Annotated in this window: 25 protein-coding genes and 1 pseudogene; 8 read left to right on the top strand and 18 right to left on the bottom strand. The window is 27.8% G+C overall.

What is annotated here, in order from left to right; all coding sequences use genetic code 11:
* Window positions 1-133 precede the first annotated feature (133 nt).
* Both ABY863_RS00870 and ABY863_RS00865 read right to left on the bottom strand, forming a co-directional pair.
* Window positions 134-2,515 (bottom strand): TonB-dependent receptor domain-containing protein, encoded by a 2,382-nt coding sequence (locus tag ABY863_RS00870; RefSeq protein WP_372792365.1) that lies wholly within the window; start codon window positions 2,513-2,515, stop codon window positions 134-136.
* Between the two features lie 33 nt (window positions 2,516-2,548).
* Window positions 2,549-2,677 carry a hypothetical protein gene (locus tag ABY863_RS00865; protein WP_372792364.1) on the bottom strand — a complete coding sequence of 43 codons (129 nt, stop codon included), beginning with the start codon at window positions 2,675-2,677 and terminating at the stop codon, window positions 2,549-2,551.
* Window positions 2,678-2,878: 201 nt separating this feature from the next.
* Between ABY863_RS00865 and ABY863_RS00860 the strand changes: the two genes are divergently transcribed.
* On the top strand, window positions 2,879-3,241 hold the full coding sequence (locus tag ABY863_RS00860; protein ID WP_372792363.1) for a CoA-binding protein: 363 nt from the start codon (window positions 2,879-2,881) through the stop codon (window positions 3,239-3,241).
* 28 nt (window positions 3,242-3,269) lie between these two features.
* Here ABY863_RS00860 and ABY863_RS00855 read toward each other — a convergent pair whose 3' ends face one another.
* Window positions 3,270-3,551 (bottom strand): chaperone modulator CbpM, encoded by a 282-nt coding sequence (locus tag ABY863_RS00855; RefSeq protein ID WP_372792362.1) that lies wholly within the window; start codon window positions 3,549-3,551, stop codon window positions 3,270-3,272.
* Window positions 3,548-4,441 carry a DnaJ C-terminal domain-containing protein gene (locus ABY863_RS00850; RefSeq protein ID WP_372792361.1) on the bottom strand — a complete coding sequence of 298 codons (894 nt, stop codon included), beginning with the start codon at window positions 4,439-4,441 and terminating at the stop codon, window positions 3,548-3,550. The genes ABY863_RS00855 and ABY863_RS00850 overlap by 4 nt, the downstream gene beginning before the upstream one ends.
* A gap of 195 nt (window positions 4,442-4,636) precedes the next feature.
* Between ABY863_RS00850 and ABY863_RS00845 the strand changes: the two genes are divergently transcribed.
* Together ABY863_RS00845 and ABY863_RS00840 are read left to right on the top strand one after the other, a co-directional pair.
* On the top strand, window positions 4,637-6,373 hold the full coding sequence (locus tag ABY863_RS00845; RefSeq protein ID WP_372792360.1) for an ABC transporter ATP-binding protein: 1,737 nt from the start codon (window positions 4,637-4,639) through the stop codon (window positions 6,371-6,373).
* Between the two features lie 17 nt (window positions 6,374-6,390).
* Window positions 6,391-7,131: a hypothetical protein gene (locus tag ABY863_RS00840; protein WP_372792359.1), complete on the top strand. Its 741-nt coding sequence runs from the start codon at window positions 6,391-6,393 to the stop codon at window positions 7,129-7,131.
* Between the two features lie 19 nt (window positions 7,132-7,150).
* Here ABY863_RS00840 and ABY863_RS00835 read toward each other — a convergent pair whose 3' ends face one another.
* The 12 genes from ABY863_RS00835 to pyrR all read right to left on the bottom strand — a co-directional run bounded on the left by ABY863_RS00835 (window position 7,151) and on the right by pyrR (window position 19,013).
* Window positions 7,151-7,918 (bottom strand): NAD(P)H-binding protein, encoded by a 768-nt coding sequence (locus ABY863_RS00835; RefSeq protein WP_372792358.1) that lies wholly within the window; start codon window positions 7,916-7,918, stop codon window positions 7,151-7,153.
* An 18-nt stretch (window positions 7,919-7,936) separates the two neighbouring features.
* Window positions 7,937-8,818 (bottom strand): hypothetical protein, encoded by an 882-nt coding sequence (locus ABY863_RS00830; protein WP_372792357.1) that lies wholly within the window; start codon window positions 8,816-8,818, stop codon window positions 7,937-7,939.
* Between the two features lie 134 nt (window positions 8,819-8,952).
* Entirely contained in the window at window positions 8,953-9,909 is a 957-nt protein-coding gene (locus tag ABY863_RS00825) for a tRNA dihydrouridine synthase (RefSeq protein ID WP_372792356.1), read from the bottom strand.
* Between the two features lie 88 nt (window positions 9,910-9,997).
* Window positions 9,998-10,618 carry a class I SAM-dependent methyltransferase gene (locus ABY863_RS00820; RefSeq protein WP_372792355.1) on the bottom strand — a complete coding sequence of 207 codons (621 nt, stop codon included), beginning with the start codon at window positions 10,616-10,618 and terminating at the stop codon, window positions 9,998-10,000.
* Window positions 10,619-10,871: 253 nt separating this feature from the next.
* Window positions 10,872-12,104 carry a DUF3999 family protein gene (locus ABY863_RS00815; protein ID WP_372792354.1) on the bottom strand — a complete coding sequence of 411 codons (1,233 nt, stop codon included), beginning with the start codon at window positions 12,102-12,104 and terminating at the stop codon, window positions 10,872-10,874.
* Window positions 12,088-14,652: a DUF2339 domain-containing protein gene (locus ABY863_RS00810; RefSeq protein ID WP_372792353.1), complete on the bottom strand. Its 2,565-nt coding sequence runs from the start codon at window positions 14,650-14,652 to the stop codon at window positions 12,088-12,090. Before ABY863_RS00810 ends, ABY863_RS00815 begins: the two co-directional genes overlap by 17 nt.
* A 235-nt stretch (window positions 14,653-14,887) precedes the next feature.
* A complete protein-coding gene (locus tag ABY863_RS00805) occupies window positions 14,888-15,778 on the bottom strand; it encodes a DUF6268 family outer membrane beta-barrel protein (RefSeq protein WP_372792352.1) in 891 nt (296 codons plus the stop codon).
* A gap of 129 nt (window positions 15,779-15,907) precedes the next feature.
* Complete coding sequence (locus ABY863_RS00800) at window positions 15,908-16,825, bottom strand: ribonuclease Z (protein WP_372792351.1); 918 nt, start codon at window positions 16,823-16,825, stop codon at window positions 15,908-15,910.
* On the bottom strand, window positions 16,822-17,181 hold the full coding sequence (locus tag ABY863_RS00795) for a T9SS type A sorting domain-containing protein (RefSeq protein ID WP_372792350.1): 360 nt from the start codon (window positions 17,179-17,181) through the stop codon (window positions 16,822-16,824). The genes ABY863_RS00800 and ABY863_RS00795 overlap by 4 nt, the downstream gene beginning before the upstream one ends.
* A gap of 19 nt (window positions 17,182-17,200) precedes the next feature.
* Complete coding sequence (locus ABY863_RS00790) at window positions 17,201-17,533, bottom strand: hypothetical protein (protein ID WP_372792349.1); 333 nt, start codon at window positions 17,531-17,533, stop codon at window positions 17,201-17,203.
* 5 nt (window positions 17,534-17,538) lie between these two features.
* Entirely contained in the window at window positions 17,539-18,468 is a 930-nt protein-coding gene (locus tag ABY863_RS00785) for an aspartate carbamoyltransferase catalytic subunit (RefSeq protein WP_372792348.1), read from the bottom strand.
* A 5-nt stretch (window positions 18,469-18,473) separates the two neighbouring features.
* On the bottom strand, window positions 18,474-19,013 hold the full coding sequence (gene pyrR / locus ABY863_RS00780) for a bifunctional pyr operon transcriptional regulator/uracil phosphoribosyltransferase PyrR (RefSeq protein ID WP_372792409.1): 540 nt from the start codon (window positions 19,011-19,013) through the stop codon (window positions 18,474-18,476).
* A gap of 188 nt (window positions 19,014-19,201) precedes the next feature.
* Here pyrR and ABY863_RS00775 point away from each other — a divergent pair, with 188 nt between their 5' ends.
* The 5 genes from ABY863_RS00775 to ABY863_RS00755 all read left to right on the top strand — a co-directional run bounded on the left by ABY863_RS00775 (window position 19,202) and on the right by ABY863_RS00755 (window position 25,447).
* A complete protein-coding gene (locus ABY863_RS00775; protein ID WP_372792347.1) occupies window positions 19,202-20,548 on the top strand; it encodes a tetratricopeptide repeat protein in 1,347 nt (448 codons plus the stop codon).
* A gap of 35 nt (window positions 20,549-20,583) precedes the next feature.
* Window positions 20,584-21,516, top strand: coding sequence for a DUF368 domain-containing protein (locus tag ABY863_RS00770; protein ID WP_372792346.1), 933 nt, complete (start codon window positions 20,584-20,586; stop codon window positions 21,514-21,516).
* Window positions 21,517-21,519: 3 nt separating this feature from the next.
* Window positions 21,520-22,542 carry a DUF368 domain-containing protein gene (locus tag ABY863_RS00765; RefSeq protein WP_372792344.1) on the top strand — a complete coding sequence of 341 codons (1,023 nt, stop codon included), beginning with the start codon at window positions 21,520-21,522 and terminating at the stop codon, window positions 22,540-22,542.
* On the top strand, window positions 22,535-23,281 hold the full coding sequence (locus ABY863_RS00760; protein ID WP_372792342.1) for a shikimate dehydrogenase: 747 nt from the start codon (window positions 22,535-22,537) through the stop codon (window positions 23,279-23,281). Before ABY863_RS00765 ends, ABY863_RS00760 begins: the two co-directional genes overlap by 8 nt.
* A 129-nt stretch (window positions 23,282-23,410) precedes the next feature.
* A complete protein-coding gene (locus ABY863_RS00755) occupies window positions 23,411-25,447 on the top strand; it encodes a DUF349 domain-containing protein (RefSeq protein ID WP_372792340.1) in 2,037 nt (678 codons plus the stop codon).
* 72 nt (window positions 25,448-25,519) lie between these two features.
* Here the strand turns inward: ABY863_RS00755 and ABY863_RS00750 are convergent, their stop codons facing one another.
* Both ABY863_RS00750 and ABY863_RS00745 read right to left on the bottom strand, forming a co-directional pair.
* On the bottom strand, window positions 25,520-26,185 hold the full coding sequence (locus ABY863_RS00750; RefSeq protein WP_372792338.1) for a T9SS type A sorting domain-containing protein: 666 nt from the start codon (window positions 26,183-26,185) through the stop codon (window positions 25,520-25,522).
* A 69-nt stretch (window positions 26,186-26,254) separates the two neighbouring features.
* Window positions 26,255-26,569: pseudogene (locus tag ABY863_RS00745) on the bottom strand (hypothetical protein); the annotation flags it as partial.

Below are 26,569 nucleotides of genomic sequence, written 5' to 3'. Positions count from 1 at the left end.
AAAGATTTTAACTAATTCAAATAATTATATCTTTTATGTTTAATGGTTTTTTTTAGACTGCAATTTTACAATTATAATACTCGTATCATGTTAATAATTGGTTAATTAAATGTGAATAATTACTTAAATATTTTTATATAAATCCACCACCGCCTTGAGTTTCGTTGTTATCTCTAGATTTTCTATTTTTAGCTTTATTTTTCCCTCCACCAAAATTGTACATAAAACCTAAATAAGCTGTTCTGCTTTCCCAATTAAATTGTCCGTTAAATGGATACGGGTTTTCAGATTCAAATTTAAATTTCATTCCTTCAAAAATGTCATTCACTCGCAAGCTTATGGTGCCTTTTCCATCTAAAACATTTAAACTTGCTCCAGTATTTATCATCCACATTGGGTCTACTTTAAATTGAATAGATTCTCCACCGCCTCTATACATTCCAAATAATTGAAAACGTAAGTTTTTAGTTGCTTTAAAATTGTTGTTTACTCTAAAGTTTAAAGAACTGTTGGTTATTTCAAGCTCTTCACCATTTGCAATTCCACTTTCTTTTTGAGTGTATAAATCAAAACTTGCATTAACTCTCCACCAATCTGCAAACTTATGATTGCTTGATAATTCTACACCATAACGGTTGTTGCTTTCTGTGTTGAAGTATGATATTTCAACATTATTTTCATCAAAAGGATCTTTATTTAAAACTCTTGTAATATTGTCATTCACTCTTCGGTAAAATGTTCCAAAAGTGAAAGAACCTTTTTCGTATTGACGTGTATAGTTTAATTCAAATGAATTTGTAAACTGAGGTTTTAAATTTGGATTTCCAACTGATGTGATTTGCGGTGTACTCCATTCTCTAATAGGGTTTACTTGTCCAATTGAAGGGCGATCTACTCTTCGACTATAGCTTAATTGATATTGATTTTTTCCCGAAGGATTAAAAGTGAAAAATGCGGAAGGGTATACTGAAAATATCTCATCACTATAGATTGCTGTTTCTGTTCCTTTTATAAAAGTTCCATCTACTTCATATTGTTCTATACGAGCGCCTAGTTGCATAGATAATTTATCAAATTGATGGTTAAAGTTAACATACCCTGAATAAATATTTCTGTCATATTTAAATGAAGAATTATTCACATCTAGCTGTGTTGTTACTCTATTATTTTTTGTATCATTTACTCTAACTTCAGCTCCTAATTCCAATTTTGATTTTTCTGAAATAGGGTTTGTATAATCTATGTTAAATAAGGTGTTACTTTTATCATTTTCAATAAGATCGGTGTAATTTAAATTTAAATCGTTAGGATTAATAAGTTCATTGTATGCTGTGTTTTCTGGTTCATCAGAATTTGAAAAGTTAGCTTCAAATTCTAGATTATGTCCTTTCTTCTCAAAATCTAATGTATAATTTAAATTGTAAGTTGCTGAATTTGTTTCTCCGTTCACTAACATTGGACTTTCAGTGTCTAAAATAGTATTAAAAGACACACGTGTATTTCCTTTAAATGTATTATCTGATTTATTTTGAATGGTGTAAAATGATACGGTATTTTTATCGTTTAAATATACGTCAGCACCCAATTTTAATAAGTGAGAAGTTCTATCATCTAAAAAGAAGAAATCTTGAACAGAATTATTATCAGTTCTAATAACCTTTCCATAATTTTCGTTTTTCCCATCATTTAAGCCGTAATTAGCAAAGAAATTTACTTTTCCAGTTTTCAAATTCATATCTAATGAACCATTAAAACGTGTGTTTTCACCAACTGTTAATCCTGTATTTACCGAACCATTGAATCCTAAATTTGCATTTTTATGTAAAACAATATTTATAATTCCACTCATTCCTTCAGGATTATATTTTGCTGAAGGATTGGTAATTAATTCAATACTTTTAATAGATGTAGAGGGTATTTGTTTTAGTAATTGGGCAGCATCAATATTTGTTGGCTTGCCATCAACTAACACACGTACATTTTCATTTCCACGAAGGCTAATATTACCAGTTTGGCTATCAACAGAAACAGATTGTACATTATTTAATAATTCTGAAGCTGTTGCACCAGCCGAAGTCAAATCTTTTCCTACATTAATTACTTTTCTATCAATTTTTTGAGTTACAGTTGAGGTTTCTGCAATAATAGTTACTTCATTTAATTTAGAAGCTTCTTCTTTTAAAGCTATAGTTTCTAAATTTATTGAAGAATTTGCTCTGGTAATTGTAATTTTTTTTACTTCAGTTTTATAACCAATAAATTGTATTTCAACAGTGTTTTCACCTTCAGGAACTTCTTTAATGCTAAAATTACCCATATCGTCTGTTATCCCACCAGTAATTGTCTTTTTTGACGCATCTTTTATTATAATAGTAACATATGGCAAAGCCTCATTAGATGTGGCGTCTATAACTTTTCCTGAAATAGTTCCAGTTTTAACATTGCTATTTGAAGGAAGTTGGGCTGAAACAGTCATGGAAATTATAAGACTGAATAGGAATAATATTTTTTTCATTTGAGTTAAGTTTTTTAGTAATAATTGAATAATTTAAATAAATCTTAATTGTGAAAAAGAAGAATATCGTCTTCTATTATTCCAATTTGTTCGTTTCAAGTTTGAGATTAATTCAAATGGTGATTGACTTGTTTTACTGTTTTGTGTGTTTATTGATTTCATAATTGTTAGTTTTAGAATTTTATAAAGCAAATATATATTATATTTATAGTACTATGCAAAACAAAGTACTATATTAAGAAATATTTAACTTTTAATTAATGTTTATATTCACAAATAATAGTGTAAGCTTTGTTGTTTATAATAGACTACATTAAAATATATATGTTACTTTGTTTAACATATTTTAACAGACTTTAACAAATGAAAAAGAAGACTTTAGTATTGGGAGCATCAATAAATCCAAGCAGATACTCATATTTGGCAATTCAGCGATTAATTTCTAATAAGCAAGAAGTTGAAGCTATTGGGAGTAAAGAAGGAGAAGTAAGTGGTGTGAAAATTTGTACAACTAGAAAAATATTTAAAAATATTCATACCATTACTTTGTATTTAAATAAAAGAAATCAGGTTCAATTTTATGATTATATAGTAGCGTTAAATCCAAAAAGAGTTTTATTTAATCCAGGAACTGAAAATATAGAATTGGAAAAATTATTATCTAAAAATAATATTGCTTTTGAAAAAGCTTGTACTTTAGTTTTGTTAGGATTAGGGGAATATTAATAAATATGTAGAAATTAGGTAGCTAATATTATAATAATTTATTTTTAGTGATGATTAATTCCTTTTGTAATTCTTCTATTTTTTCAAGTAAATTTAATACAACATCAATTCCTTCAATATTAACATTTAATTCTTGATGTATTCGAATCATTTTTTCAACATCAGAAATTTTATCATGATGAATATATTGAGTCTCCTCAACTGAAATAATTTCAATTAACCCAAATTCATTTAAGCTGTTAAAAAATGACATTTCAACATCATAATGTGTGCATAAGTTATTTAGGAGAATAAAGTTTTTTGTGCTCATAACATTCTTAATTTAGAAAGTTCTGTGAATAGTTCTTTTTCTTTTTCTGTGAGTTTTGTGGGTGTAACTATTTGATAAGTAATATATAAATCACCAAAGGATCCTTCTTTTTTATAAATAGGAAAACCTTTTCCTTTTAGTTTTACTTTTGTTCCATTTGGAGTTTCAGGTTTTATCTTTAGTTTCACTTTACCATCAAAAGTATCTACGGTAATATCCCCGCCTAATAATGCCTTGTACAAATCTAAATCTACATTGGTATATAAATTATCATTTTCTAGTTTAAACTTTGTATTATTAGTTATAGAGAATTTAATATGCAAGTCACCTTTTGGTCCTCCATTAACTCCTTCGCCACCGTGACCTTTAATTTTTATAATTTGTCCATTTTTTACTCCTGCGGGTATTGTGAGTCTAATGTTTTTGCCATTTACAGTTAATGTGCGCTTGTGAGTTTTATAAACATCTGTTAAATTAAGTTGTAACTCGGCATTGAAATCTTGGCCTCTATATTTTACGGAACTCCTGCTGCTTCTTGATGAGCGACCTCCAAACATAGATTCAAAAAAGTCAGAGTAATCACTTTCATTAAAACTACCTCTTGATCCTTGTTGTGAACTTCGCTGATATTGCTGTTGTTTTTCTGCTTTCTCAAAATGTTCAGCATGTTCCCAGTCTTTTCCATACTTATCGTATTTTTTACGATTCTCTTTATGACTTAAAACTTCGTTAGCTTCATTAATTTCTTTGAATTTTTTTTCAGCTTCTTTATTATTTGGATTTAAGTCTGGGTGGTATTTTCTGGCTAATTTTCGATAAGCTTTTTTTATTTCACTTTCTGTTGCATTTTTTTGAATGCCTAATATTTTATAATAGTCTATAAAAGCCATTTTTATATTTTTTTGAATGTAAAACTTTACTTAAAGTTACGCATTAATTTTTATTAATTATTGTGTTTATATTCATAATAATTTTAATTTTGAATCAATCTTGAAGAAGAAGATTTTAGTTAATTTGCATTAAATTAACTACTGCCTAATTGTCAATTGTACTATTTTGGCTTAATATTCGACTATAATAAATCTATGAGTAAAAATAAAGTATCATTTTATTGGGCATTTAAAGAATTTATTTGGCCAAGAAAAAAAATCGTTTTAGCAGGAATCATTTTAATAATTGTAAAAAGTTTAGCGGGATTGGTATTGCCTTATGCAAGCAAAAATTTAATAGATGAGGTTATCCCAGCAAAAGATATGCATGCATTAACAACGTTACTAATTGTAGTTTGTTTATCTATCTTAATTCAAGCTGTAACTTCCTTTTCATTAACTCGTTTATTAAGTGTTGAAGCTCAACATTTAATATCATTGTTAAGAGCAAAAGTTCAAAAGAAACTGCTCACATTACCAATAAGTTTTTTCGATAATAATAAATCTGGAGCACTTGTTTCTCGGGTAATGAATGATGTTGAAGGTGTTCGAAATTTAGTAGGAACAGGTTTAGTACAATTAGTAGGAGGTACGTTTACGGCTGTTATTTCATTGGTTATTTTAATAAAAATTAACGCTTTAATGACATTTTTTGTATTAGTTCCAGTTTCAATTTTCGCAATTGTTGCCATGAAAGCATTTGGATATATTCGTCCTATTTTTAGAGCCCGAGGTAAAATAAATGCTGAAGTTACAGGTCGTTTAACAGAAACTTTAAATGGTGTTCGGGTAATTAAAGGATTTAATGCCGAAGATCAAGAAAATAAAACTTTTGAAAAAGGAGTAGAACAATTGTATTTGAATGTAAAAAAGAGTTTAACAGCTACAGCTTTAATTACAAGTTCTTCAACATTTTTATTAGGATTGGCATCTGCTGGAATTATGGGGATTGGAGGGTATTTTATTATGAAAAATACAATGACCTATGGTGAATTTATTTCCTTCACCTTGTTTTTAGGTTTTATGATTGCGCCAATTGTGCAAATGAGTAATATTGGAAGTCAGTTAACTGAAGCAATGGCAGGGTTGGATCGTACCCAAGAATTAATGAATATGACAGAAGAAGACAACCCTGAAGTTAGAACTGTTAATTTAGACACTATAAAAGGTGATATGCTTTTTAAAAATGTTTCTTTTTCTTATGAAGAAAACAAAGAAGTACTTCACAATATTTCTTTTGAAGCTCCTTCTGGGAGTGTAACAGCATTGGTGGGTTCATCAGGTTCTGGAAAATCTACCATTGCAGGTTTGGCAGCAACTTTTTTAAACCCTTCGGAAGGAATTGTTTCTTTAGATGGTATAGATTTAGCCACTGTTAATTTAAGCAGTTTTAGAAGTCATCTGGGAGTTGTGCTTCAAGATGATTTCTTATATGAAGGCACAATTCGTGAAAATATATTATTTCCAAGACCAAACGCCACTGAAAATGAATTACTAAAAGCGGTAAAAGGTGCATATGTTAATGAGTTTACAGATAGATTTGAGGAAGGTTTAGATACTGTAATTGGAGAGCGTGGTGTTAAATTATCAGGTGGTCAACGTCAACGTATTTCTATTGCTAGAGCATTGTTGGCAAACCCTAAAATTATTATTTTAGATGAAGCTACTTCAAACTTAGATACTGAAAGTGAGTCTTATATTCAGAAAAGTTTACAGGAATTAATGAAAGACAGAACAACTTTTGTAATTGCGCATAGATTGAGTACCATTCAAAAAGCAGATCAAATATTAGTTATTGAAGAGGGAAATATTGTAGAACGTGGAAAACATGATGAACTGATAGGTAAAAAAGGTAGGTATTTTGATTTATATACGTACCAAAGTAGGATTTAGAATATTTTTATAATTTAATGATGACCCAAAATAGTCTTTCAGTTTCAAACGATAATGAGAAAGAACAATTATTGTTGAAAGCTCAAATAAGCATTTTAAAACAAGAGTTAAATGAGATTGAACAAAAGATAAGTTCTTTTGAAGCGATACTTCGGTCTCATCTAACAAATTTATTGATTGAAGAACAAGAGTTAACGGTACTTTATAAAAAACTACAAAAGGCAAAAAAAGAAAAACGGCTAGCTCAAAAAAAGAAGGGTAAAAAGTTTAAAGAAGTTATAGGCTTAAAAGTAATTATTGATAAAAATAAGGCTACTTATAATACTGAAGAACAAAAAAATAAAAAGCGATTGTACAGAGAAGCAATGTTATATGTTCATCCAGATAAATTTTCAATGAATGAAGGGAAAATTGACATTGCTACAGAAATAACAACCAAACTAATTGAAATATACCAAACGGGCAGTTTAGAGGAACTTCAAACTTACCACACTCATATTTTTAGCGGCAATGCACTCTTGCATTTTTCAGAATCAGCATCAGTTTATTTAGACATAACAGTTAAAGATACTTATTTACAGAAGGAATTAGAGCAACTTAAAAGTCAGTTAAAAAATACTAAAACGAAACATACTTATAAAGTTTTAACTGAATATGAAAATCCGATGCTATTTATTGATGAGCTTAAAGAATATTATACGGATCGAATTTTTAAACTAAAAAAACGGACAAGAAAGGCAAACTTGTTTGATCTATAATTTGTTAAAGTGAGTTTCGTCAATAAAGCATGAGATTTGAATATTTAAAATTGTAATCCAAAATAGATTTCAATTTTTCAGAACTTATAATTTTATATTCATTCATTGAATTTTCATTAAATAGGGTATTTTCATTTCCTAATTTAAGATTTTCTTTAGTGTAAAAATCTCTCCTTTTAGGGTGTGAATCAGCACAAGCATTAAGTATTGTATTCCAAACATTTTTTAAAATTAGTTGTTCAATAATCCTTATGCAGTCATCTCTATGTATTAGATTTACAAATCCTTCAGGGTTTTCCATTTTTTTATTTAGTGGAATAAAATTCCCAGGAATTCTGTTGTAGCCAAATAATCCACCAAATCGAATAATGGTAGTTTTAATTTTTTTATTTTCTATAAATAATTTTTCAATATAAAGTAATTGGGTATTTTTAGTACTAGATTCTTCTGTTACAATTAGGTTTGAATTTTCATAAACTGAAGTAGAACTAACAAATAGTACTTTTTTTATTTGAGATGTTTCAATGTGTTGCAATAAATTTTTATAGTCATTAATATTTTTTGATGTTATAGCAATAATTAAAATTTCTGAATTTAAAAAGCCAGATATATGGTCATCTAAATTATTAATATCAATTAAAAAGGGAGTGATATTTTCTGATTTTAGCTTGTCTAATTTGCTAATAGAAGTAGTAGAACCACGAACAATATAATCGTCACTTGCGAGTTTTGAAGCTAACGGTAGACCTAACCACCCACATCCTAGTATGCTAATTTTTGGTTTCATATTTCAATTTTTACCTTATTATATGTTATACACATTGTAAGTTCTAGTCCATTCAATAGATTGATTAGGTTCAATTGCTATATTAAAAAATAATTCAGGACAAATCACATGCTTACAACCCCAAAGATTCACTTTTGAAGTTTTAAAACTCCCAGATTCACTAATTCCAATGTTGTTTTTAAGATTAATTAATTCCCAACTTGCTTCTACATTCTCACTTCCTGTAAGATTGCTGAAAAAAAATTCATCATTTATTATTCCGTTAAATTTAATTTCATTTTCCCCAATATTAATTTTTTCTTCGGGGTTTACAGTTTCCTCAAATAGTTTTGGTTTTAGCAAAAATGGAAATTTTAATATATAATTGCTTCCAATTAAATCTTTATTTATAGCCAAAAAATTATGGTTGTATTCAGTAGTATTTATCGCTTTTCTACCCGTATTCTGCATATTATATTTAACTCTAAAGCTACTTTCAAATAATTCAATTTCTTTTTTTAAGATATATGAATAGCCATTTGCAACTTTTGAATTACACTGAATTACAATTTTATTAGATTGAGTATTAATTATAAATTCAGAGGGTATAACCTCGTGTTTCTTGTGAAAGAAATAGTTAAGCTCTTCTTTTTTTAACAATCCAATCCCAATTTTATGAAACCAACTACCAATGCTTGTTTCTTCAAAACCAAGTGCGGTGTCAATTCCAAATTCATTATAAAATCCTTTTCCATAATTCTGTTCATCCTTGCAATCAGTTTTTTCAACTCCCGAGACTAACTTATCTTGAAATTTTACTGTTTCAATTTTTCCAGTCCAATCAAATCTAGAAAAATTATAATTTTCTTTAGGTAGACCGATGTGAATTTCTAAATTATCGTTCTTAAGGATGTGTGGCATATAAATAAAAGTTTAACGAATTAAAACCAAAAATAAAATAATTCAAGAATTTTATAGTAATAAAAGCAACATTAAATATCATTTCTCTAAGCTGATTTTTAGTGTTTTTAAGTATCTTTTAAAAATAATAAGTTCTAAATTATTTTATGCTCTGCATCTAAAATTTCTTTCACGGCTATTTGATAATTCCTTATGTTGCTTGCCTTTTTAATTTTCTTTAGAGTCTTTTTGGGATTTAAAAATAGCACTGCAAAATATTCCCATAGATGATACATTTTTAAAAGCAAATGCGATGCACCGGATAAAGATTCACTATAACCTTCAAAAAGTGTGTCATGAAACTCCTTAAATAGTTCAATTTTGTTTTTAGGATAATTATAACTGTTATTCTTTATCATGCTTGGTAAAAATGGATCTGAGATAAGACCTCTGCCAATCATCCAATGGTCTATACTTGGAAACTGTTCTTGCATTTCTTTAAATTTAGAAACAGAAGAAATATCACCATTGTAATATAGTTTGTGGTTTGTATTCTCTATACATTTTTGAAAAGCATTTAAATCTACACCTCCTTTATAAAGCTGTTTTCCCAAACGTGCATGAATTGCAATATTTTTAATGGGGTATTTATCTAAGATTGGTAGCGTTTGAAGAATTTCGTCACTATTTTCATAACCTAAACGCATTTTCATTGATACAATAACATCAGATTCTTGATGTACTTTATGAAGAATAGTATTAATTTTTTCAGGTTGACCTATAAGACCCGAACCCAAACCACATTTTGTAACCATGGGATACGGACACCCTAAATTCCAGTTTAATTCTTTATAGCCAAGTTGCTTAACATAGTTTGCCACAAATAAAAATTCATCGGCATCATTTGTTATAACTTGTGGAATAACTTCTAATTCAACGTTGTTTTCAGGAAGAATATCGCGTTCATAAGCAGGTTTTATAACAAGTTTCCCATTTAGTCGAATATAAGGAGAGTAGAAGGTGTCAATTCCACCAAAATAGTTGTTAAAGGCGTTTCTAAACCTAAAATCGGTAAATCCCTGTAAGGGTGAAGATAGTAATTTGTAACTCATATAATTTTGTAGTTGTACAATTTAAATATACTTTAAACTGTTCAGGTTTTTTCTTTCAATTTAGGTTGTTAAATTTTTGATTTTGTAACTAAACTTTTTTACAAATCATTAAAAATAGAGGATATTTTTTAGTTTCATTTTTCAACTCCTTTTCTATTACATAGCTTATATTATAATATTCAGTTTTGAAACCATTGTTTAATAATATCTTAGTTAATTCATTTTTATCAAATCCATTATGCCCATCAAAATCAGGGTGATCAATATGAAAAGAACCATCTTCTTTAACTAAATCAGCAATACATAAATATCCATCTGTTTCTAATAAAGAATGAAATATTTTAGAGACCTTATTTAAATCATGAATGTGATGTAAAGTCATTAATGAATAAATGACATCAAATTTACCAATATCTAAATTTTCTTCCAATAAGTCGACTAAAAGTGGTTTGAAATTAGTTAATGATAAGTTTTTAATTTTATCTTCTAAAACTTGTATCATTCCTTCTGAATTATCAGCAAGTGTAATTGTTTTGAAAACATCTTTTAATTGATAACTCAACAATCCCGTTCCACAGCCAAATTCTAAAGCAATATTAGTAGGATTGGGTTGAATAAAATCTACTATCTCATTTGCAAAAAAAGCTGCTCTTTCAATTTTCATTGGGTTGTTATCCCAATCTTTTGCTTGTTTATCAAAGTGTTTCATTTTTCTTTTTATAGGGTATTGAAAGTGTTACATATTATTAAATAAGCCCACTAAATAGTACAGCCACTGTAATTAAAATAGTGTTTAATAAGCCATAAATACCAAATGAAAGTCTAATTAGAATTGTTGATAAAATAAACCCTAAATTTCTTAAAACTTTATTAAACTTATTAGTAAGTGCAAAGTTAAGTAAAAGTAACAATACATCTGTAAGAATTAGTACAGTGAGAAATTCATCAAAAAATATTTTAATTTATTTTTTTTGCATCATTTTTACTGAAAACCATCCAAGTAATAATATGATTACTGTCATAACTGCCCATAACCAATTTTTATTTTTAAATAAGGGCTCTTTCTTTAAAATTTCTTTTTTATCAATAAGTTGCACTTGTCCTAAATTTAATACAGTTAAAGTGTTAGGAATTTTTGAAGTAAAACGCTCAATGTCATAACTTGATTTTATTGCATTTTTGTTTCCGTATGTTAAGAAGTAAGTTGCAGGTTCAGTGAAACGAACAATCAATTCATGCACATAACCATTTACTGAAATTGTATCAATTGTTAAAGGTTTATTATCATGATTGTAAATGCTAATTTTTAATTTCTGGAGAATGGTACTTTCAAATTTAAATTCATTTTTTTCAATAGAGTTTAGTGTTCCAGATGTTAAAAATTCATATTGGTATTTCCATCCTTGCTCAGTTTTAAGGCTATCAGCTAAATATTCTATGGTTATAGGTCTGTAAAAATCGAAATTATCTTTAACATTCATTTTAATAGAACTTACCGGAACTGGTGATTTTAAATTGATTTCAAGTTGTGTAATTTGTTGTTCTTTTTGCTGAATTGTTTTTATGTTTTCAATTGTATAATTATTAAAACTACCATTGTTAGTTTCGTAGTGTGCTATTTTAGCAATAGACAAGTCTGGTTTTTCATCACTTTTTATCAGTAATCTAAAAAAACGATATTTTGAAGTAGGAAAAGTTACCTTGGTAAATTGAAAATTAGTTTCTGAATTTTTGATAGATAAAATTCTGTAATCATTAACAATTTTATACCATTCTTGTTGGTTTTGGCTTCCTTCTAAGTTAATTTTCCAATCAAAATTTGGTTGATTAAAATCTAGCTTTAGCTCATTTATGGCATCTTCTGTTGGAACTTCCAGCGTAAAATAATAACCTTTCTCATTATGAGAAGAATTCAACAACTTAAAATTCACATTTGTATCAACTATTTTTTCTTTTTTAAGTTGCAACATATATGAAGCTTCAATAGTGTCATTGCTAGAGTTAATTCCATAAATGCGCATATCAACTAAATTAGGAGACACTTTCCCAAAGATTTCTTCAGGCAAAATAATTTTATGCCAAGGTTTCGTAATTCCTTGTAGTTCTCTTTTATAACTGTATTGATTTATTTGCGCATATGAAAATGAGCAAAAGAATAATAGTATTAGTATGTTTATTTTATTCTTCAATTTCATTGGAAATGAGATGTTTAAATTTATTGTATAAAAATGAAATAATTAGCAAAAGTATTCCTAATGAAAGAAAAACAATGGTTTTTGAAATGGTATTAAGATGAGAAATATCATATAAAAATAATTTTATAAGTGTAACTCCAAATAACCCAATCGCTCCAATGCGCAAATGTTTTTTCTGTTTCCAAATCCCTAAAGAAATTAATAATAATGAATAAATTCCCCAAAGTATACTGAGTCCAAGTTTGTAAGATTGAGAAGAACCTGAAAGATCCATTATATTTATTAATTCGCTGCTGGCAATCCATAAGATAGTAATGTGTAGCAACAAATCAAAAGCCATTTTAAGATTTGTTTTCATAAATTCTTGTTTTATGTATGTATAACAGGCAACAAGTGCTAGTATAACAAAAACAAATGAAACGTACCTGATTCCAATATTAAAACTTCCAATTTTATAATGAACGGTTAATGTTTGTTGTAAAAAACTTTCGCGTAATTCACTAAGTTCATACAATCCTTGAGTTAAAAAAATTGCAATTGCAATGGTATTTAAACCTAGATTAATCAATCCCAACTGTCTATTTTTGATTTTTTTGATATTTACAAAAGAAAGTATTGTAAAAAATAATAAAGAATAATTGAGTATCCACAAGGTTTTAAATTTTCTTAAATCATAATTATAATATTGTTCATAATCACCCATTGTTAAAATAGAATCTGAATATAGTTGATTCCAATAATTTGTTATTTCCATTCTGAAAGCACCATAGATAGTGCTTAAAAGAACTCCAAAAATTAAAAAGGAAACTACTTTTTGTAATTCCATTTTAGTGTCTAATGAAGATTTGTATTTTTTGTTCAAATTTAAAAAAGCAATAAAACTGAATGAAGCAATAAATAACAATGAACTCAAGAAATGAATATTTAGAATTGGAGTTATTGTTGTTTCATTTGTATTATAAAAATTTAAATGGTAATCGGCTGTCCAATCTTGAAAAATGCTAAAAGAAGCCAATAGCATTAAAGCATAAGAAATATTTTCATAAATAGGAATTTGTTTTGTTCTTCCAATCCAAAATAATAAAGCAGCTTCACCAACCCATAATAATGTAACCCAATTTCCATCTAATTGAACTGGAATAGCAATAGTGATAAAAACTAATACGAGTCCTGAAACAAGATAAAACAAGTTTTTGTCACCTAGTTTTTGTTTATAAATGATGGCACTTATGATAAAATGGATAATTCCGTTAAAAAGCGTAAACACACCCAATAATTGAGCTCCAATTTCATGACTTTCTAAAATAGTGTAACCAATTCCATAAAAAATAGATGAATTTGCAAGGAGCAGTAAAATGTCTATAGTTTCAAATTTTTCCTTTTGGAGTAATTTAAAAGCAAGAAATGTAGCATAAAATATTGCAAAAAACAGGAATAAAAAGATTAATGATATACTTAAGTGTTCCGTTATTTCAAATTTAGATTCGTACCAAGAATAATAGATGAGCCAAGTAAGTATAAATGATGAAAAATAAAGAGGTTTCCAATATCTTTTAAATGAAATAATTAGAATTCCAATATTTATAACTACCATATAACTGAAAAGAACGGCAACATTTCCTGAATCTTCACTTAATAAAAAAGGAACTGCGTATGCACCTACCAATCCTATAATTGCAATTATTTGCTTATTGTAATTTAAGGCTGCAAAAACAGTGAAAGCAGTAAATACAACCATTAAAATAAACGTCATTGTTTGAGGAAATAAACTGTAAAAATTATAGGCTATAAAAGTCATAAAGTACAAAATAGTCATAGCTCCACTTACCAAAACCGCACTAAAATTCTCGTAGCTTTTCTTTAATTTCATCCCAAAACCTAAAAGACCTAATCCTACCAGATATCCTAAAATTACTCGAGTTAAAGGACTTATTAAATCATTTTCAATCGAATATTTTGCGCCTATTCCTACTCCAATAATTAAAATGGCAATTCCAATTTTATTAATTAAGTTTTCCCCAATAAATTTTTCCCAATCAAAATTTATTTTAGGCTGTTTGCTTATGTTTGGAGTCTCATATTTGATTGGCTCATTAGCGATTTTTGTTTGTGGTTTTTTGAAATATTCAGTTTTTTTTGCTTTAGGAATTGCAATCCACAATATAAAATAAAGAAAAAATCCAATGCCAAAAAAGAAGGTTAAAAACAACCAAAGAATACGTACTACTATTCTTGGAATATTAAGATAATCAGCAATTCCAGAACAAACACCACCTAAAACTCTCTTATTGGTATTCCTAAACAATTTTTTGGAAACTTGACTAGTATTAGGTTGTTCAAGTTCAGGTTTTTCAGGTATAATTTGCTCGGGAATAGTTTCTTTATTAGTAGAATCTTCACTAATGGAACTTTTTGGTTTTTCAGCATTTTTCAGCTTTATTATTGCTTCTTGTAATTCGTGAATATCTTTTGAAAAAGTTTCCTGCCTTTTCAAAAGCGATTCCAGCTGATCAAAAAGTTGTTTTATACTGTCATGGTTAGTAGTCATTTAGTAATTTTTTGTTCGTTAGAGCTGTTTATATTTATTATAAATGTAACGATTTTAAAATAAAAAAGAAATTTCAGATTGAAAAAGGGTAGTACTCTTAAATTTAAAGGTCTTATTTTATATAGAAGTTAACAAAGATATACTATAAAGACCACATTATATCTCATAAAAATTAATTCACTAGGCTAAAGTTACTCAAATTGTTTCTTCGATAATAGAAAGGGTCTTATAATATTTAATGCTTTTTAGAAGTAATGTGAAATCGATATTTTGCTTCAACCTTAAAGAAAATATTACTTGTTAAATTGCTGTTTAATTGAGTTCTATAATCTCCAAAACGAAATGAGGATAATGCAAGATTATTTTTTTCATCTATTGAATAAACTTCAAATTTATTTGTTGAATATCCAGATTTTAACCTTAGTAAAACACTTTTATTAAAAATGCTATATTGAATATATGTTGAAAATTCTAATGAGTTATTTTGTGTGTAATACTCACTTAATTTATTTTCATCCATAAATTTATAACTGTCTCCAAGGCCAATATAATCAAATCCAATAGTTATATTTTTTTGTATTCTGTAATTTATATCTGTAACAATAGGCAACGATAAATTAATTTCTAAACGTTCATTTGGACTTGTATAATAAAGCCCAAATATAGGAGTTGTAAAAATACCAAATGCCTCAGTACTTGCATACAATCCAAAACGATAATTCAGGTTTTTATTTTTTTTATATTTCCATTCTAATAAACCTCCAATGTAAAAATCGTTGTGGCTTATATTTTTATAATCTGATGCAATTTTTGGGAGTAAAATGTAGTTCCCTTTCCATTTTTCGGAATGATTTATTGATATTCCAGCTGTTAAACGTGTTGTATAAAAATGGTTATAATTGGTACTAGGAAATAATTGTAAAGATGAAGAACTATAATTTATCCCAGTAATTAATACATTTTTAGATTTTAAAACTATTGGGAATATTACTTCTGTTTGAAATGATTCAATGGTCGTATTTTTATTTGTATTTTCAAATGAAGTGTCTTCTGATTGCCGGTAGTTAATTGTGAAGATATCTACATATTCTTGAGAATTACACAGTATTGGAAAAATTGTAAGCATTAACAAAAATATTTTTTTTGTCATATTTTTTTGATAAAGATAGCTTTATTAATTTCATATCACTTTATAAGATTATAAAATGCATTATAAGCTAAATAAACAAGTTAATGCCTAGTATATTTAATGGAATTAAATAATATCAAATGCTTTACCTGCTTCAGCTAACAGCGTATTTTTAAATACTTCTTGGGCTTCAGATTTAAAATCTTCAATATTTTTGTACCTTCCACTGTAGTGACCAACAATTAATTGTTTTACGTTTGCTTGTTTAGCTATACTAGCTGCTTGCTCAGCAGTTGAATGTTTAGTTGTTGCAGCAAGATTTTCTCGGTCTTTTAAAAATGTGGTTTCATGATACAAACAGCTTACATTTTTAATAATAGGAATAATTTCAGGGAAATAAGAAGTATCACTACAAAATGCATAACTTTTAGGTTCTTCAGGATCTAAAGTTAGTATTTCATTTTTTATTATTTTTCCGTTTTTCAACGTAAAATCTCTACCAATTTTTAAGTTCTGGTAATCGCAAATTTCAATTTCGGAACAATTGAGTATGGAATTCATGTTTAATTTACGTTCTCCAACTTTTTCCTTAAATAAAAACCCGTTTGTATAAATTCTATGATTTAGTGGGATGGTATAAACTTCAACCTTGTCATCTTCAAAAATAAGTTTACTTTTTTTTGATGTAAGTTCATGAAACAATAAAGGATAATGTGTCCATGAGTTAGATAGTTTTAATTGTAAAGTAATAATTTCTTTCAACCCTTTCGGAGCATAAATATTTAATTCAGTTTCTCTGTTTAGTAATCTAAATGTAGAAATTAATCCAATTAAGCCATAAATATGATCTCCGTGTAAATGCGAAATAAAAATATGTTTAATTTTAGAAAATTTAATACCATATTTACGCAATTGAACTTGAGTACCTTCCCCACAATCTATTAGGAAGTTATGATTTTTAATTTCTAAAAATTGAGATGTTGGATGAGCATTTACTCTTGGTGTAGCAGAATGACAGCCTAAAATTGTGAGTTTTAAACTCATTTAATAACAAGTCTTTTTGAGATAATTTCGTTGTCAGTTTGAAGGGTGTATATGTACATTCCTTTAATTAAATCATCACGATTGAATTGAAGAGAATTGTATCCAATTTCAGAACTAATTCGTTCAATATATACAGTTTTACCTAATAAATTTTTTACCGTAAATTCAACTAATTGAATTTTAGAAGATTGAAAATTAATTTTAGTTGTAATATTAAAAGGATTTGGATATGCGGAAATTGAAGATAATGTAGCTTGTTGCTCATTTTTTTTAATAACCATATTGCCCTTTTCATTTTGCTGCGCAAAAGAAAATGCAGAATATAATAAAATTGTTATCAAAAGTAGTTTTTTCATCAATAAGCCCTAATTGGTTTTAAAATCCTAAATCTCGTTCAATAGCATCCATATCAAGAATGTCTATAGCCTCTGTTAATGTTGGTACAACATTTAATTCGTCTGGAACAATATCAATATTTATTCCTTTACAAATAAGAACAAAACTTGTGCCATTTTCTTGGTGTTGAACACTTAGTTTCAAAAATAAGATTAATTCTTCAATTTTAATGTTAAATTCTTCTGAAAAATCAATAATTAAATTTTCATTTTCAAATTCAGGATAGCGATTTTTAAAATCTAAATAAAATTCAGCAACTGAATTTGTGTTTGGTTTTATATGTGTGTATTTTTTTGTTTTAGCAATAAACATGATAGTTACTGTTTAATTTGTTGAGCTAATAAGTATATAACCGCCATACGAATAGCAACACCATTTTCAACTTGATTTAATATGATTGATTGCTCAGAATCAGCAACATCACTTGATATTTCAACACCTCTATTAATAGGTCCTGGGTGCATAATCACAATTTTTTTATCGAGTGAATCTAATAATTTTTTATTAATTCCAAATAGTTGAGAATATTCTCTTGTTGAAGGAAAATAATTAATTTCCATTCGCTCATTTTGAACTCTCAGCACGTTTGCTACATCACACCAATCTAATGCTTTTTTAATGTCGTATTCAACACCAACTCCTAAGCTTTCAATGTATTTAGGAATTAATGTTTTTGGACCACAAACTTTAATTTCTGCACCTTGCAATTTTAAAGCGTAAAAATTTGAGAGTGCTACTCTAGAATGTAAAATATCACCAACTATAACTACTTTTTTACCAGCAACACTTCCTAGTTTTTCACGTATAGAGTAAGAATCTAGCAAAGCTTGTGTTGGATGTTCATGAGTACCATCACCGGCATTTACAATTCTAGCATTCACATGTTTTGACAAAAAGTCACAAGCCCCAACATTTGGATGTCTCATCACTATAATATCAACTTTCATGGATAAAATATTATTGGCAGTATCAATTAAAGTTTCTCCTTTCTTTACGGAAGATTGACTTGCCGAAAAGTTTATAACATCAGCAGATAATCGTTTTTCTGCCAATTCAAAAGAAAGTTTTGTTCTTGTGCTGTTTTCAAAAAATAAATTGGCAATGGTAATATCTCTAAGTGAAGGAACTTTTTTAATAGACCTGTTTATAACTTCTTTAAAGTGATCGGCTGTTTTAAAAATTAAGTCTATATCAGCTTTGTTTATATGTTTTATTCCTAAAAGGTGTTGTACGCTTAACTGACTCATAAAAACTAATTATTAATTATGTATACTGCATCTTTTGTATCTTTTTCTTTCCAATGCACGATTACTTTTTCTTCATTAATAACATCAACTTGTCTTCCTAAATAATCGGGTTGTATTGGTAAATGGCGACTAAATCTTCTGTCAATTAAAACTAAAAGTTCAATGTTTGAAGGTCTTCCAAAGGATTGAATAGCCGTTAAAGCAGCTCTAATACTTCTGCCTGAAAAAAGTACATCATCAATAAAAACCACATTTTTATCTTCAACAATAAAATCTATCTGGGTTTTATTTGCTTCTAAAGGAGCTTCACGTCTTCTAAAATCATCTCTATAGAAAGTGATATCTAAATGCCCCAATTTTATATTTGAAATACCATATTCGTTTTGCAAAATGGTTGCTAAACGTTCTGCAAAATAGATGCCTCTTGGTTGAATTCCAATTAAAACCGTATTTTCAAAGTTATTATGATTCTCAATTAACTGACATGCTAATCGATGTAATATAATGTGAATTTCTTTTGAGTTAAGTAGCGTTTTTTTACTCATGGCAATACCAAACATTGTTTGGAAAACAAATATACAGCATTTTGTTAATTAATTTGTTAAAAAGATTAGAAGTTAATTTAATTTTTTTTTAAAAGTTCTTGTACTTTTATTGCAATAAAAATAAGCTATTTGTTAGTATGCCTTTAACTCCAAAAGAAAATAATATTTCGTTGTCAAAATTTGAATCAATGCTTAAAACAAATAGCGTTTATTTTTTTGATTCTATTGAATTTGAGGAGATTATACATTATTATTTAGATTCAGGAAAAAATTCGTTAGCTAAAAAAGCTATAAAATTAGGTTTAGATCAACATCCTAAATCTGTTTTATTAAAACTCCTACAAGCAGAATTATTAATTTTTGATGATGAAATTAATAAAGCAACTATTTTATTAAAAGAATTACAAGCCATTGAACCTACTAATGATGAGGTTTATGTACAACAGGCAAACCTATGTTCAAAAAAAGATGATCATAACGGAGCTATAGAATTATTGAAAATTGCATTGGTTTATACTGATGATGAAGCTGATATTTATTCTTTATTAGGAATGGAATATTTATTCTTAGATGATTTTGAGCAAGCAAGAATGAATTTTAAGAAGTGTTTAGAATTTGATTTAGAAGATTATTCGTCACTTTATAATGTAGTTTACTGTTTTGATATGGAAAATATGCATCAAGAAGCAGCAGATTATTTAAATTTTTATATTGATAAAGATCCATATAGTGAAGTAGCTTGGCATCAATTAGGAAGACAATATTATATTTTAGAAAATTTCAATGAAGCTTTAAGAGCATTTGACTATGCGGTACTAATTGACGAGTATTTTGTTGGTGCATATCTTGAAAAAGCTAAAACTTTAGAAGAATTAAACCGTTTTGGAGAAGCTATTGAAAATTATAAAAAAACGATTGAATTGGACGACCCAACATCGTTTGTTTTTTTACGAATTGGAGAATGTTATGAAAAATTAGATAAAACCAATTTAGCTATTCAATATTATAAAAAAGCGGTGCATGAAGATCCACTATTAGACAAAGGTTATCTTGCTATTGTAGACGTATATCTTAAAAAAAGCAATTATAGAAAAGCACTGTCTTATATTGATAGAGCTATTGAAATTGATGAACAAAATTCAGTTTATTGGCGAAAATCTGCTGAAATTAATTTAAATTTAGATCTATTTGAAGAAGCTGTAAATGCTTTTCGTCAATGTATTTTATTACAAGATACTGACCTTATAATTTGGTTAGGATTAAGTGATACTTTATCTTTTTTAGGTGAATATGAAGATGCATTAAAAAATTTGTTGAAAGCAAAAACTTATTTTAAAGATTTTGCAGAAATAGAGTATAGGTTAAGTGCACTTTATTTTAAATTTAAAAATTATAAAAAAGGAGCTTCACATTTAAAAGCAGGGTTAACCATAGATTTTGAATATAAAAACATTTTGAAAGAATTATTTCCAGATGTTTTTAAAATGCAAGAGGTAAAAGACATTCTAAGTAGTTTCAAAAAAAAATCACAATAAAAATGCTACATTTGTTCAACTAAGATTTTAAACAAATGCAGCAGCGAAATTTCATTCATTATATTACAGTTTTATTAAAAGGAATGGCAATGGGTGCAGCTGATGTAGTTCCAGGAGTCTCAGGAGGTACAATAGCTTTTATATCAGGTATTTACGAAGAGTTGTTAGATTCGATTAGTTCTGTAAATTTTACCACATTAAAATTATTAAAAACCCATGGAATTAAAGCTTTTTGGAAAGTTATTAATGGCAATTTTTTAGTTTCACTTTTGTTGGGAATTTTTATAAGTATATTATCTTTAGCAAAATTAATTTCTTGGCTTTTAGAGCACAAACCAATATTGGTTTGGTCATTCTTTTTTGGGTTGGTTTTGGCAAGTATTTTATATATAGGAAAACAAATTACAAAGTGGGATAGTATTTCAATTATTGGATTATTAGTGGGAGCAGGAATAGCATATTATATTACAACCTTGCAACCTTTAATTTCAGAAAATTCATCTCCTTTATTTTTATTTTTAGCAGGAGCAATAGCAATTTGCGCTATGATTTTACCAGGAATTTCAGGTGCATTTATTTTAGTATTATTAGGAGCATACAAACCAGTGTTAGATGCAATTCATAATAGAGATTTTAAATTAATAACAATTTTAGCTTCTGGAGCCATAGTTGGGTTATTATCTTTTTCAAAATTACTAAAATGGTTATTTAATCATTATAAAAATTATACTTTAGCTGTGTTAACAGGTTTTATTTTAGGGTCTTTAAATAAAATTTGGCCTTGGAAACAAACATTAACATGGCGAGTTAATTCTCAAGGTATAAAAGTGCCTTTTAATGAGCAAAGTATTTCTCCTTTTTCTTTTGAAGGAGATTCGCAGTTAGCCATGGCAATACTTCTTTCAATTGTTGGATTTGCGTTGATTATTCTATTAGAAAAAATAGCTAATAGTTCAAGTAAAAAATAATTTATGGCAAGAGAACGTAGTTTGTTAGATAAGTTTTTCCTTTTTTTAAAGGGACTTTCTATGGGAGCTGCAAATAAAGTCCCTGGTGTTTCTGGAGGAACTGTTTCTTTTGTTTTAGGTTTTTATGAAGAAATGATTTATTCGTTTCGGAAGATAAATTATAAAGCCTTTTTATTATTAATAAATGGTAGGTTCAAAAGTTTTTATGCTTACACAAATGCTTCTTTTTTAATACTTGTTTTTGGTGGAAGTATGTTTAGTTATTTTAGTGTTTCTTTGGTGTTAGACTATCTTTTAGAACAATATGAATTGTATGTCTGGAGTGCTTTTTTTGGATTGATTTTAGGTTCAATCTATTATATTTCTAAAGATTTTAAAGATTGGCGTAGAAGTAACATAATTTCAATAGTGATTGGGACGGGACTTGGAATTGCTATAAGTTTTATGAACCCCGCAAAAGAGAACGATAATTTATGGTTTGTATTTGCTTGTGGAATTATTGGCGTTTCAGGAATGACATTACCAGGACTTTCTGGCTCATTTATTTTAATTTTATTGGGTAATTACGTTTTGTTATTGGTAGATTCTGTGACCATGTTATATACAACATTTGCTGAAATATTTATGGGTGATTTTAGTTTTATTAATAATGTAGAAAGAATACGATATCTTAAAATTATAGCCTCTTTTACAGCAGGTTCGGCATTTGGTTTGGTTTTTACATCCCATATTTTAGGGTATGTATTAAAGCGTTGGCACCAAATTGTAACAGCATTAATTATTGGTTTCATTACAGGCTCTTTAGGGATTGTTTGGCCTTGGAAAAAAGAAATCTATAAAATAGAAAATGGTAAAGGATTGATAGATATTCATGGAAATAAAGTGATAGAAAATTTTCAAAGATATTTTCCAGACTTTTCACAACAGGAAACTTGGATAGCCATTTTATTTATTATAATAGGCTTAGGAATTGTTTTATTAATTGATAAATATGGTGCAGACCGCAAAGAATATATTGATGGGTAGTCGTTTTAAATTTGGTTTAATAGGGAAAGATATTTCCTATTCTTTTTCAAAAAAATATTTCACAGAGAAATTTCAAAAATTAGGTTTAAATACCTACAAATATAATAACTATGATATTCCTGAAATAGAGGAATTTCCTTTTATTATTTATCAGCAAGAAGAACAATTTCAGGGATTTAGTGTTACAATTCCTTACAAACAATCTATTATGAAATATTTAGATGAAGTTGATGCTGATGCTCAAAAAATAGGAGCAGTAAACACTATTAAAGTTACAGAAGACAATAGATTAATTGGTTACAATACAGATGTTTATGGTTTTCGAAAATCGATTGAGCCTTTATTGCAAAAACATCACAAAAAAGCACTTATTTTAGGTACTGGTGGAGCTTCTAAAGCTGTTGCCAGTGTTTTAGAAAAGTTAGAAATTGAATATGATTTTGTATCTAGAAATGTTTCAGAAAATAGTTTGTTATATTCAATGCTAACAAAAGAGATTATTGAAGAGTATACTGTTATTATAAATTGTACTCCACAAGGAACTCACCCAAATATAGAAGATGCTCCTAACATTCCTTACCAATTTATTACTGATAAACATGTATTATTTGATTTAATTTATAATCCTTCAGAAACTAAATTTTTACAGGAAGGTAAAAAGAAAGGAGCCATCATAAAAAATGGTTTTGAAATGCTTGAGTTGCAAGCAGAAAAGTCATGGGAAATATGGAATTCCTAAAAAATAAATACCTAAATTTACGCAACTTTAATTAAGACTTTACATCTTAATTATGAAATAGTATTTTTAAAAAATAACTATTTTTAGAATTATTAATGAAATAATTAACCGAACCTTAAACATTTTTATATGTTAGACGAAAATAAAATATTGCCAAGTGAAGAAGAAAATAATGTGACTCCACAAAATTCTGAAACTCAAGAAGAAAAAACACCAATTAATTCTGCTGAAGAGGAAATTTCTTTGAAAAATGAAGTAGTCAAAGAGAATGAAGAAGAAGAATTACCTATAGTAGATGATAGTGTTCTAGCTTCACAAACTACTGAAAGTATAGATGAAGAAAAAAAACCAGAGGTTTTATCTAAATTAGAAACTCCTTTAGTTAATGAAGCAATAGATGAAATTGAAACTAAAATTGCAGAAAGTTCAGAGAAAACAATCCATGCTTCTATTGAAATGCTTGATTATGAAAGTTTGAGTTTAGAAGATCTGGTTACAGAATTAAGCAAACTTGTTAAAGAGCATCCGGTACAAAATATTCATAATAATGTAAATAACATTAAAAACGCATTTAATATTAAATTTGGAGAAGTATTAAAAAGCGAAAAAGCTAAGTTTATAGAGAGTGGAGGTGATGTTGTAGATTTTAAATATAGTAATCCTGTTAAAACTACTTATAATAGTGTCCTTTATGATTATAAGGTAAAAAAGACTGAGTTTTATGCAAAACAAGACAATCAACTAGATGAGAATCTTAAAAATAAGCTTAACATAATTGAAGACCTAAAACATCTAATAGATAATGCAGATGGGGGCACAATGTATAAACTATTTAAAGATATACAAGATAAATGGAGAGTAATAGGCCCAATTCCAAAAGCAAAATACAATGATACTTGGAGAACTTATGAACACCATGTTGAGCGATTTTATGATTTATTGCATTTAAGTAATGATTTACGCGATTTAGATTTTAAACATAATTATGAAGAAAAATTAGCATTAGTTGTTAAGGCTGAAGAATTAGCAGAATTAGAAGATATAAATTTTGCGTTTAATGAATTGCAAATTTTGCACAAACTTTGGAAAGAAGAAGTGGGACCTGTTGGTCGTGAGCATAGAGAAGAAGTTTGGGATCGTTTTAGTGCTGCAACGAGAAAAGTACATGATAAGCGTCATGAATTTTTTAAAGATTTAAGATCTAAGTTTGATGAAAATGTTGATGAGAAATTAGCTATTATTGCAAGTATTGAATCAATTGATACTTCTAAAAATAAAAGTAGAACTGATTGGCAAAAAAGTATTAAAGAGATTGAAGATTTACGTTCTAAATTTTTTAGTATTGGTCAAGTTCCAAAAGTTAAAAGCAATGAAATTTGGTCAAAATTTAAAGAAGTTACAAAAAATTTCAATATTGATAAAAATAACTTTTTTAAAGATGTAAAAAATGAGCATTTAGATAATTTAAATGAAAAGAAGTTACTTATTGAACGAGCTAAAGCATTAAAAGATAGTGAAGATTGGGATGTCGCTACCGAAATAATGAAAAAAATACAAGCTGATTGGAAAAATATTGGACATGTCCCTCGTAAATATTCTGATAAACTATGGAAAGAGTTTAAAGATGCTTGTAACCACTATTTTGATAGACTTCATTCTGAACAAGATGCTGGTAATAAAGTTGAAATGGAAGTCTTTATAAAGAAAAAAGATCTTTTAGCACAAATTAAAAGTACGGTTGAAGGCGATGAGGAAATTACATTAGATAATCTTAAAGAATATGTAAGTGATTGGCGAGATTTAGGTAGAGTGCCTTTTGAAATGAAACATATTGAAACTAAATTTAATAAAGTAATTGACAAAATTGTTGAATCAAGCGATATTGAAGCAAAAGATGTTGAAATGATTAAGTTTGAAAACCTAGTAAACAGTTACTTAGAGCAAAAAAATTATCATAAATTAAATAGTGAGCAGCTTTTTGTTAGAAAAAAGGTTGATGAAACTGTTAAGGGAATTCAGCAATTAGAAAATAATATAGGATTTATTTCTAATGCAACGGCTGATAATCCTTTACTTAAAAACGTTATGGATAATATAGCTGTTTATAAGGTTAAATTAGAAGTTTGGAAAACAAAATTGGAATATTTAAAGAAATTAGAATATTAGACAAAAAAATCCTGCCAATAGCAGGATTTTTTTTGTCTAATATTCTTGAACGTTGTATAAATTCAAAAAAAATTATTTTTTAATTACTTTTTTACTAACAACAATATTGTTTTCAGTTTTCAGTTTTAAAATATAAACGGCAGAAGCTAATTCATTTAAATTTAAACAAGATTTTTCATTTATTTTTTTAACTAATTTTCCATTTAAATCGTAAACATCTAATACAAATTTTTGGTTATACTCTAAACCTTCAATTTTCATGCTATTATCAATAAAATTCAATGAAATTTGGTCTTTTAAAAATTCTTCAACAGGTAAAGTTGAATTGGAAAAACCAAAATTAGAGGCTAATAAATCTGCACTTTGTTTATCTCCTGCAGGGTTTCTTAAAATTAAATTAAAATTTGTAACTATAGTTCCAGTTGGAATAATAGTACCATCAAAAGAATGTGTATTTAAATCTATTGTACCTACATGAGCACTCCCGTTCCATGTTAATGTAATTAATGAAGCAGTATTCCCCCAATTATCTGTATAGTATGTTGTTTGTGAATTCATACCAGTGTCAATCCATAAGTGCAAAACTACTACTTCAGATAGAGGGTCATATAAAGACCAATCACCACCTGCACCATAAGAAACTGTTATAACACCATTTGTAGTGTTAGATAATGATAGTTGTGAATAACTACTATAACTTAGAAAAACGAGTATTAAAGCAAAGTGAATTTTTTTCATTTTTTTTCATTTTAAACACTTAGTATTTCGAGAATTTCAAAATGTAAAGTAACTTTATAATTATCAATGTTAATCTGTAGTAAAACTCCAGGTTTGGCCAATAGTTTGTCCACCTTCACCATCTTTAACAACAACCTTCCAATAATAGGGTGTTGAAGCAATTAATGTTAGTGTCACATAACTTGTAGTTGATTGATTTGATGAAGCAACGGTTACAGGAATTAGATCTGTTCCAAAATAAATATCATAGGTTAATGTATCTGTTGTGTCAACATCATTTGCTGTCCATTGTAACGTAGCTGTAGTACCGGTTACTACCAAATTTAATGCTGGAGACACTAGTATTGGTGAAAATGGTAAATGATTTATGACACCTAAACCTTC

Source organism: Lutibacter sp. (assembly GCF_041562875.1).
Taxonomy (GTDB): Bacteria; Bacteroidota; Bacteroidia; order Flavobacteriales; family Flavobacteriaceae; genus Lutibacter.
The sequence above is the reverse complement of the archived record's forward strand: the minus strand, read 5'-3'. Positions and strand labels throughout refer to the sequence as shown.

Bases quoted from the DNA above. Each gene is read 5' to 3' on its own strand.
- ABY863_RS00870 (WP_372792365.1), bottom strand. From the start codon at position 2,515: ATGAAAAAAATATTATTCCTATTCAGTCTTATAATTTCCATGACTGTT.
- ABY863_RS00865 (WP_372792364.1), bottom strand. From the start codon at position 2,677: ATGAAATCAATAAACACACAAAACAGTAAAACAAGTCAATCACCATTT.
- ABY863_RS00860 (WP_372792363.1), top strand. From the start codon at position 2,879: ATGAAAAAGAAGACTTTAGTATTGGGAGCATCAATAAATCCAAGCAGA.
- ABY863_RS00855 (WP_372792362.1), bottom strand. From the start codon at position 3,551: ATGAGCACAAAAAACTTTATTCTCCTAAATAACTTATGCACACATTAT.
- ABY863_RS00850 (WP_372792361.1), bottom strand. From the start codon at position 4,441: ATGGCTTTTATAGACTATTATAAAATATTAGGCATTCAAAAAAATGCA.
- ABY863_RS00845 (WP_372792360.1), top strand. From the start codon at position 4,637: ATGAGTAAAAATAAAGTATCATTTTATTGGGCATTTAAAGAATTTATT.
- ABY863_RS00840 (WP_372792359.1), top strand. From the start codon at position 6,391: ATGATGACCCAAAATAGTCTTTCAGTTTCAAACGATAATGAGAAAGAA.
- ABY863_RS00835 (WP_372792358.1), bottom strand. From the start codon at position 7,918: ATGAAACCAAAAATTAGCATACTAGGATGTGGGTGGTTAGGTCTACCG.
- ABY863_RS00830 (WP_372792357.1), bottom strand. From the start codon at position 8,818: ATGCCACACATCCTTAAGAACGATAATTTAGAAATTCACATCGGTCTA.
- ABY863_RS00825 (WP_372792356.1), bottom strand. From the start codon at position 9,909: ATGAGTTACAAATTACTATCTTCACCCTTACAGGGATTTACCGATTTT.
- ABY863_RS00820 (WP_372792355.1), bottom strand. From the start codon at position 10,618: ATGAAACACTTTGATAAACAAGCAAAAGATTGGGATAACAACCCAATG.
- ABY863_RS00815 (WP_372792354.1), bottom strand. From the start codon at position 12,104: ATGAAATTGAAGAATAAAATAAACATACTAATACTATTATTCTTTTGC.
- ABY863_RS00810 (WP_372792353.1), bottom strand. From the start codon at position 14,652: ATGACTACTAACCATGACAGTATAAAACAACTTTTTGATCAGCTGGAA.
- ABY863_RS00805 (WP_372792352.1), bottom strand. From the start codon at position 15,778: ATGCTTACAATTTTTCCAATACTGTGTAATTCTCAAGAATATGTAGAT.
- ABY863_RS00800 (WP_372792351.1), bottom strand. From the start codon at position 16,825: ATGAGTTTAAAACTCACAATTTTAGGCTGTCATTCTGCTACACCAAGA.
- ABY863_RS00795 (WP_372792350.1), bottom strand. From the start codon at position 17,181: ATGAAAAAACTACTTTTGATAACAATTTTATTATATTCTGCATTTTCT.
- ABY863_RS00790 (WP_372792349.1), bottom strand. From the start codon at position 17,533: ATGTTTATTGCTAAAACAAAAAAATACACACATATAAAACCAAACACA.
- ABY863_RS00785 (WP_372792348.1), bottom strand. From the start codon at position 18,468: ATGAGTCAGTTAAGCGTACAACACCTTTTAGGAATAAAACATATAAAC.
- pyrR (WP_372792409.1), bottom strand. From the start codon at position 19,013: ATGAGTAAAAAAACGCTACTTAACTCAAAAGAAATTCACATTATATTA.
- ABY863_RS00775 (WP_372792347.1), top strand. From the start codon at position 19,202: ATGCTTAAAACAAATAGCGTTTATTTTTTTGATTCTATTGAATTTGAG.
- ABY863_RS00770 (WP_372792346.1), top strand. From the start codon at position 20,584: ATGCAGCAGCGAAATTTCATTCATTATATTACAGTTTTATTAAAAGGA.
- ABY863_RS00765 (WP_372792344.1), top strand. From the start codon at position 21,520: ATGGCAAGAGAACGTAGTTTGTTAGATAAGTTTTTCCTTTTTTTAAAG.
- ABY863_RS00760 (WP_372792342.1), top strand. From the start codon at position 22,535: ATGGGTAGTCGTTTTAAATTTGGTTTAATAGGGAAAGATATTTCCTAT.
- ABY863_RS00755 (WP_372792340.1), top strand. From the start codon at position 23,411: ATGTTAGACGAAAATAAAATATTGCCAAGTGAAGAAGAAAATAATGTG.
- ABY863_RS00750 (WP_372792338.1), bottom strand. From the start codon at position 26,185: ATGAAAAAAATTCACTTTGCTTTAATACTCGTTTTTCTAAGTTATAGT.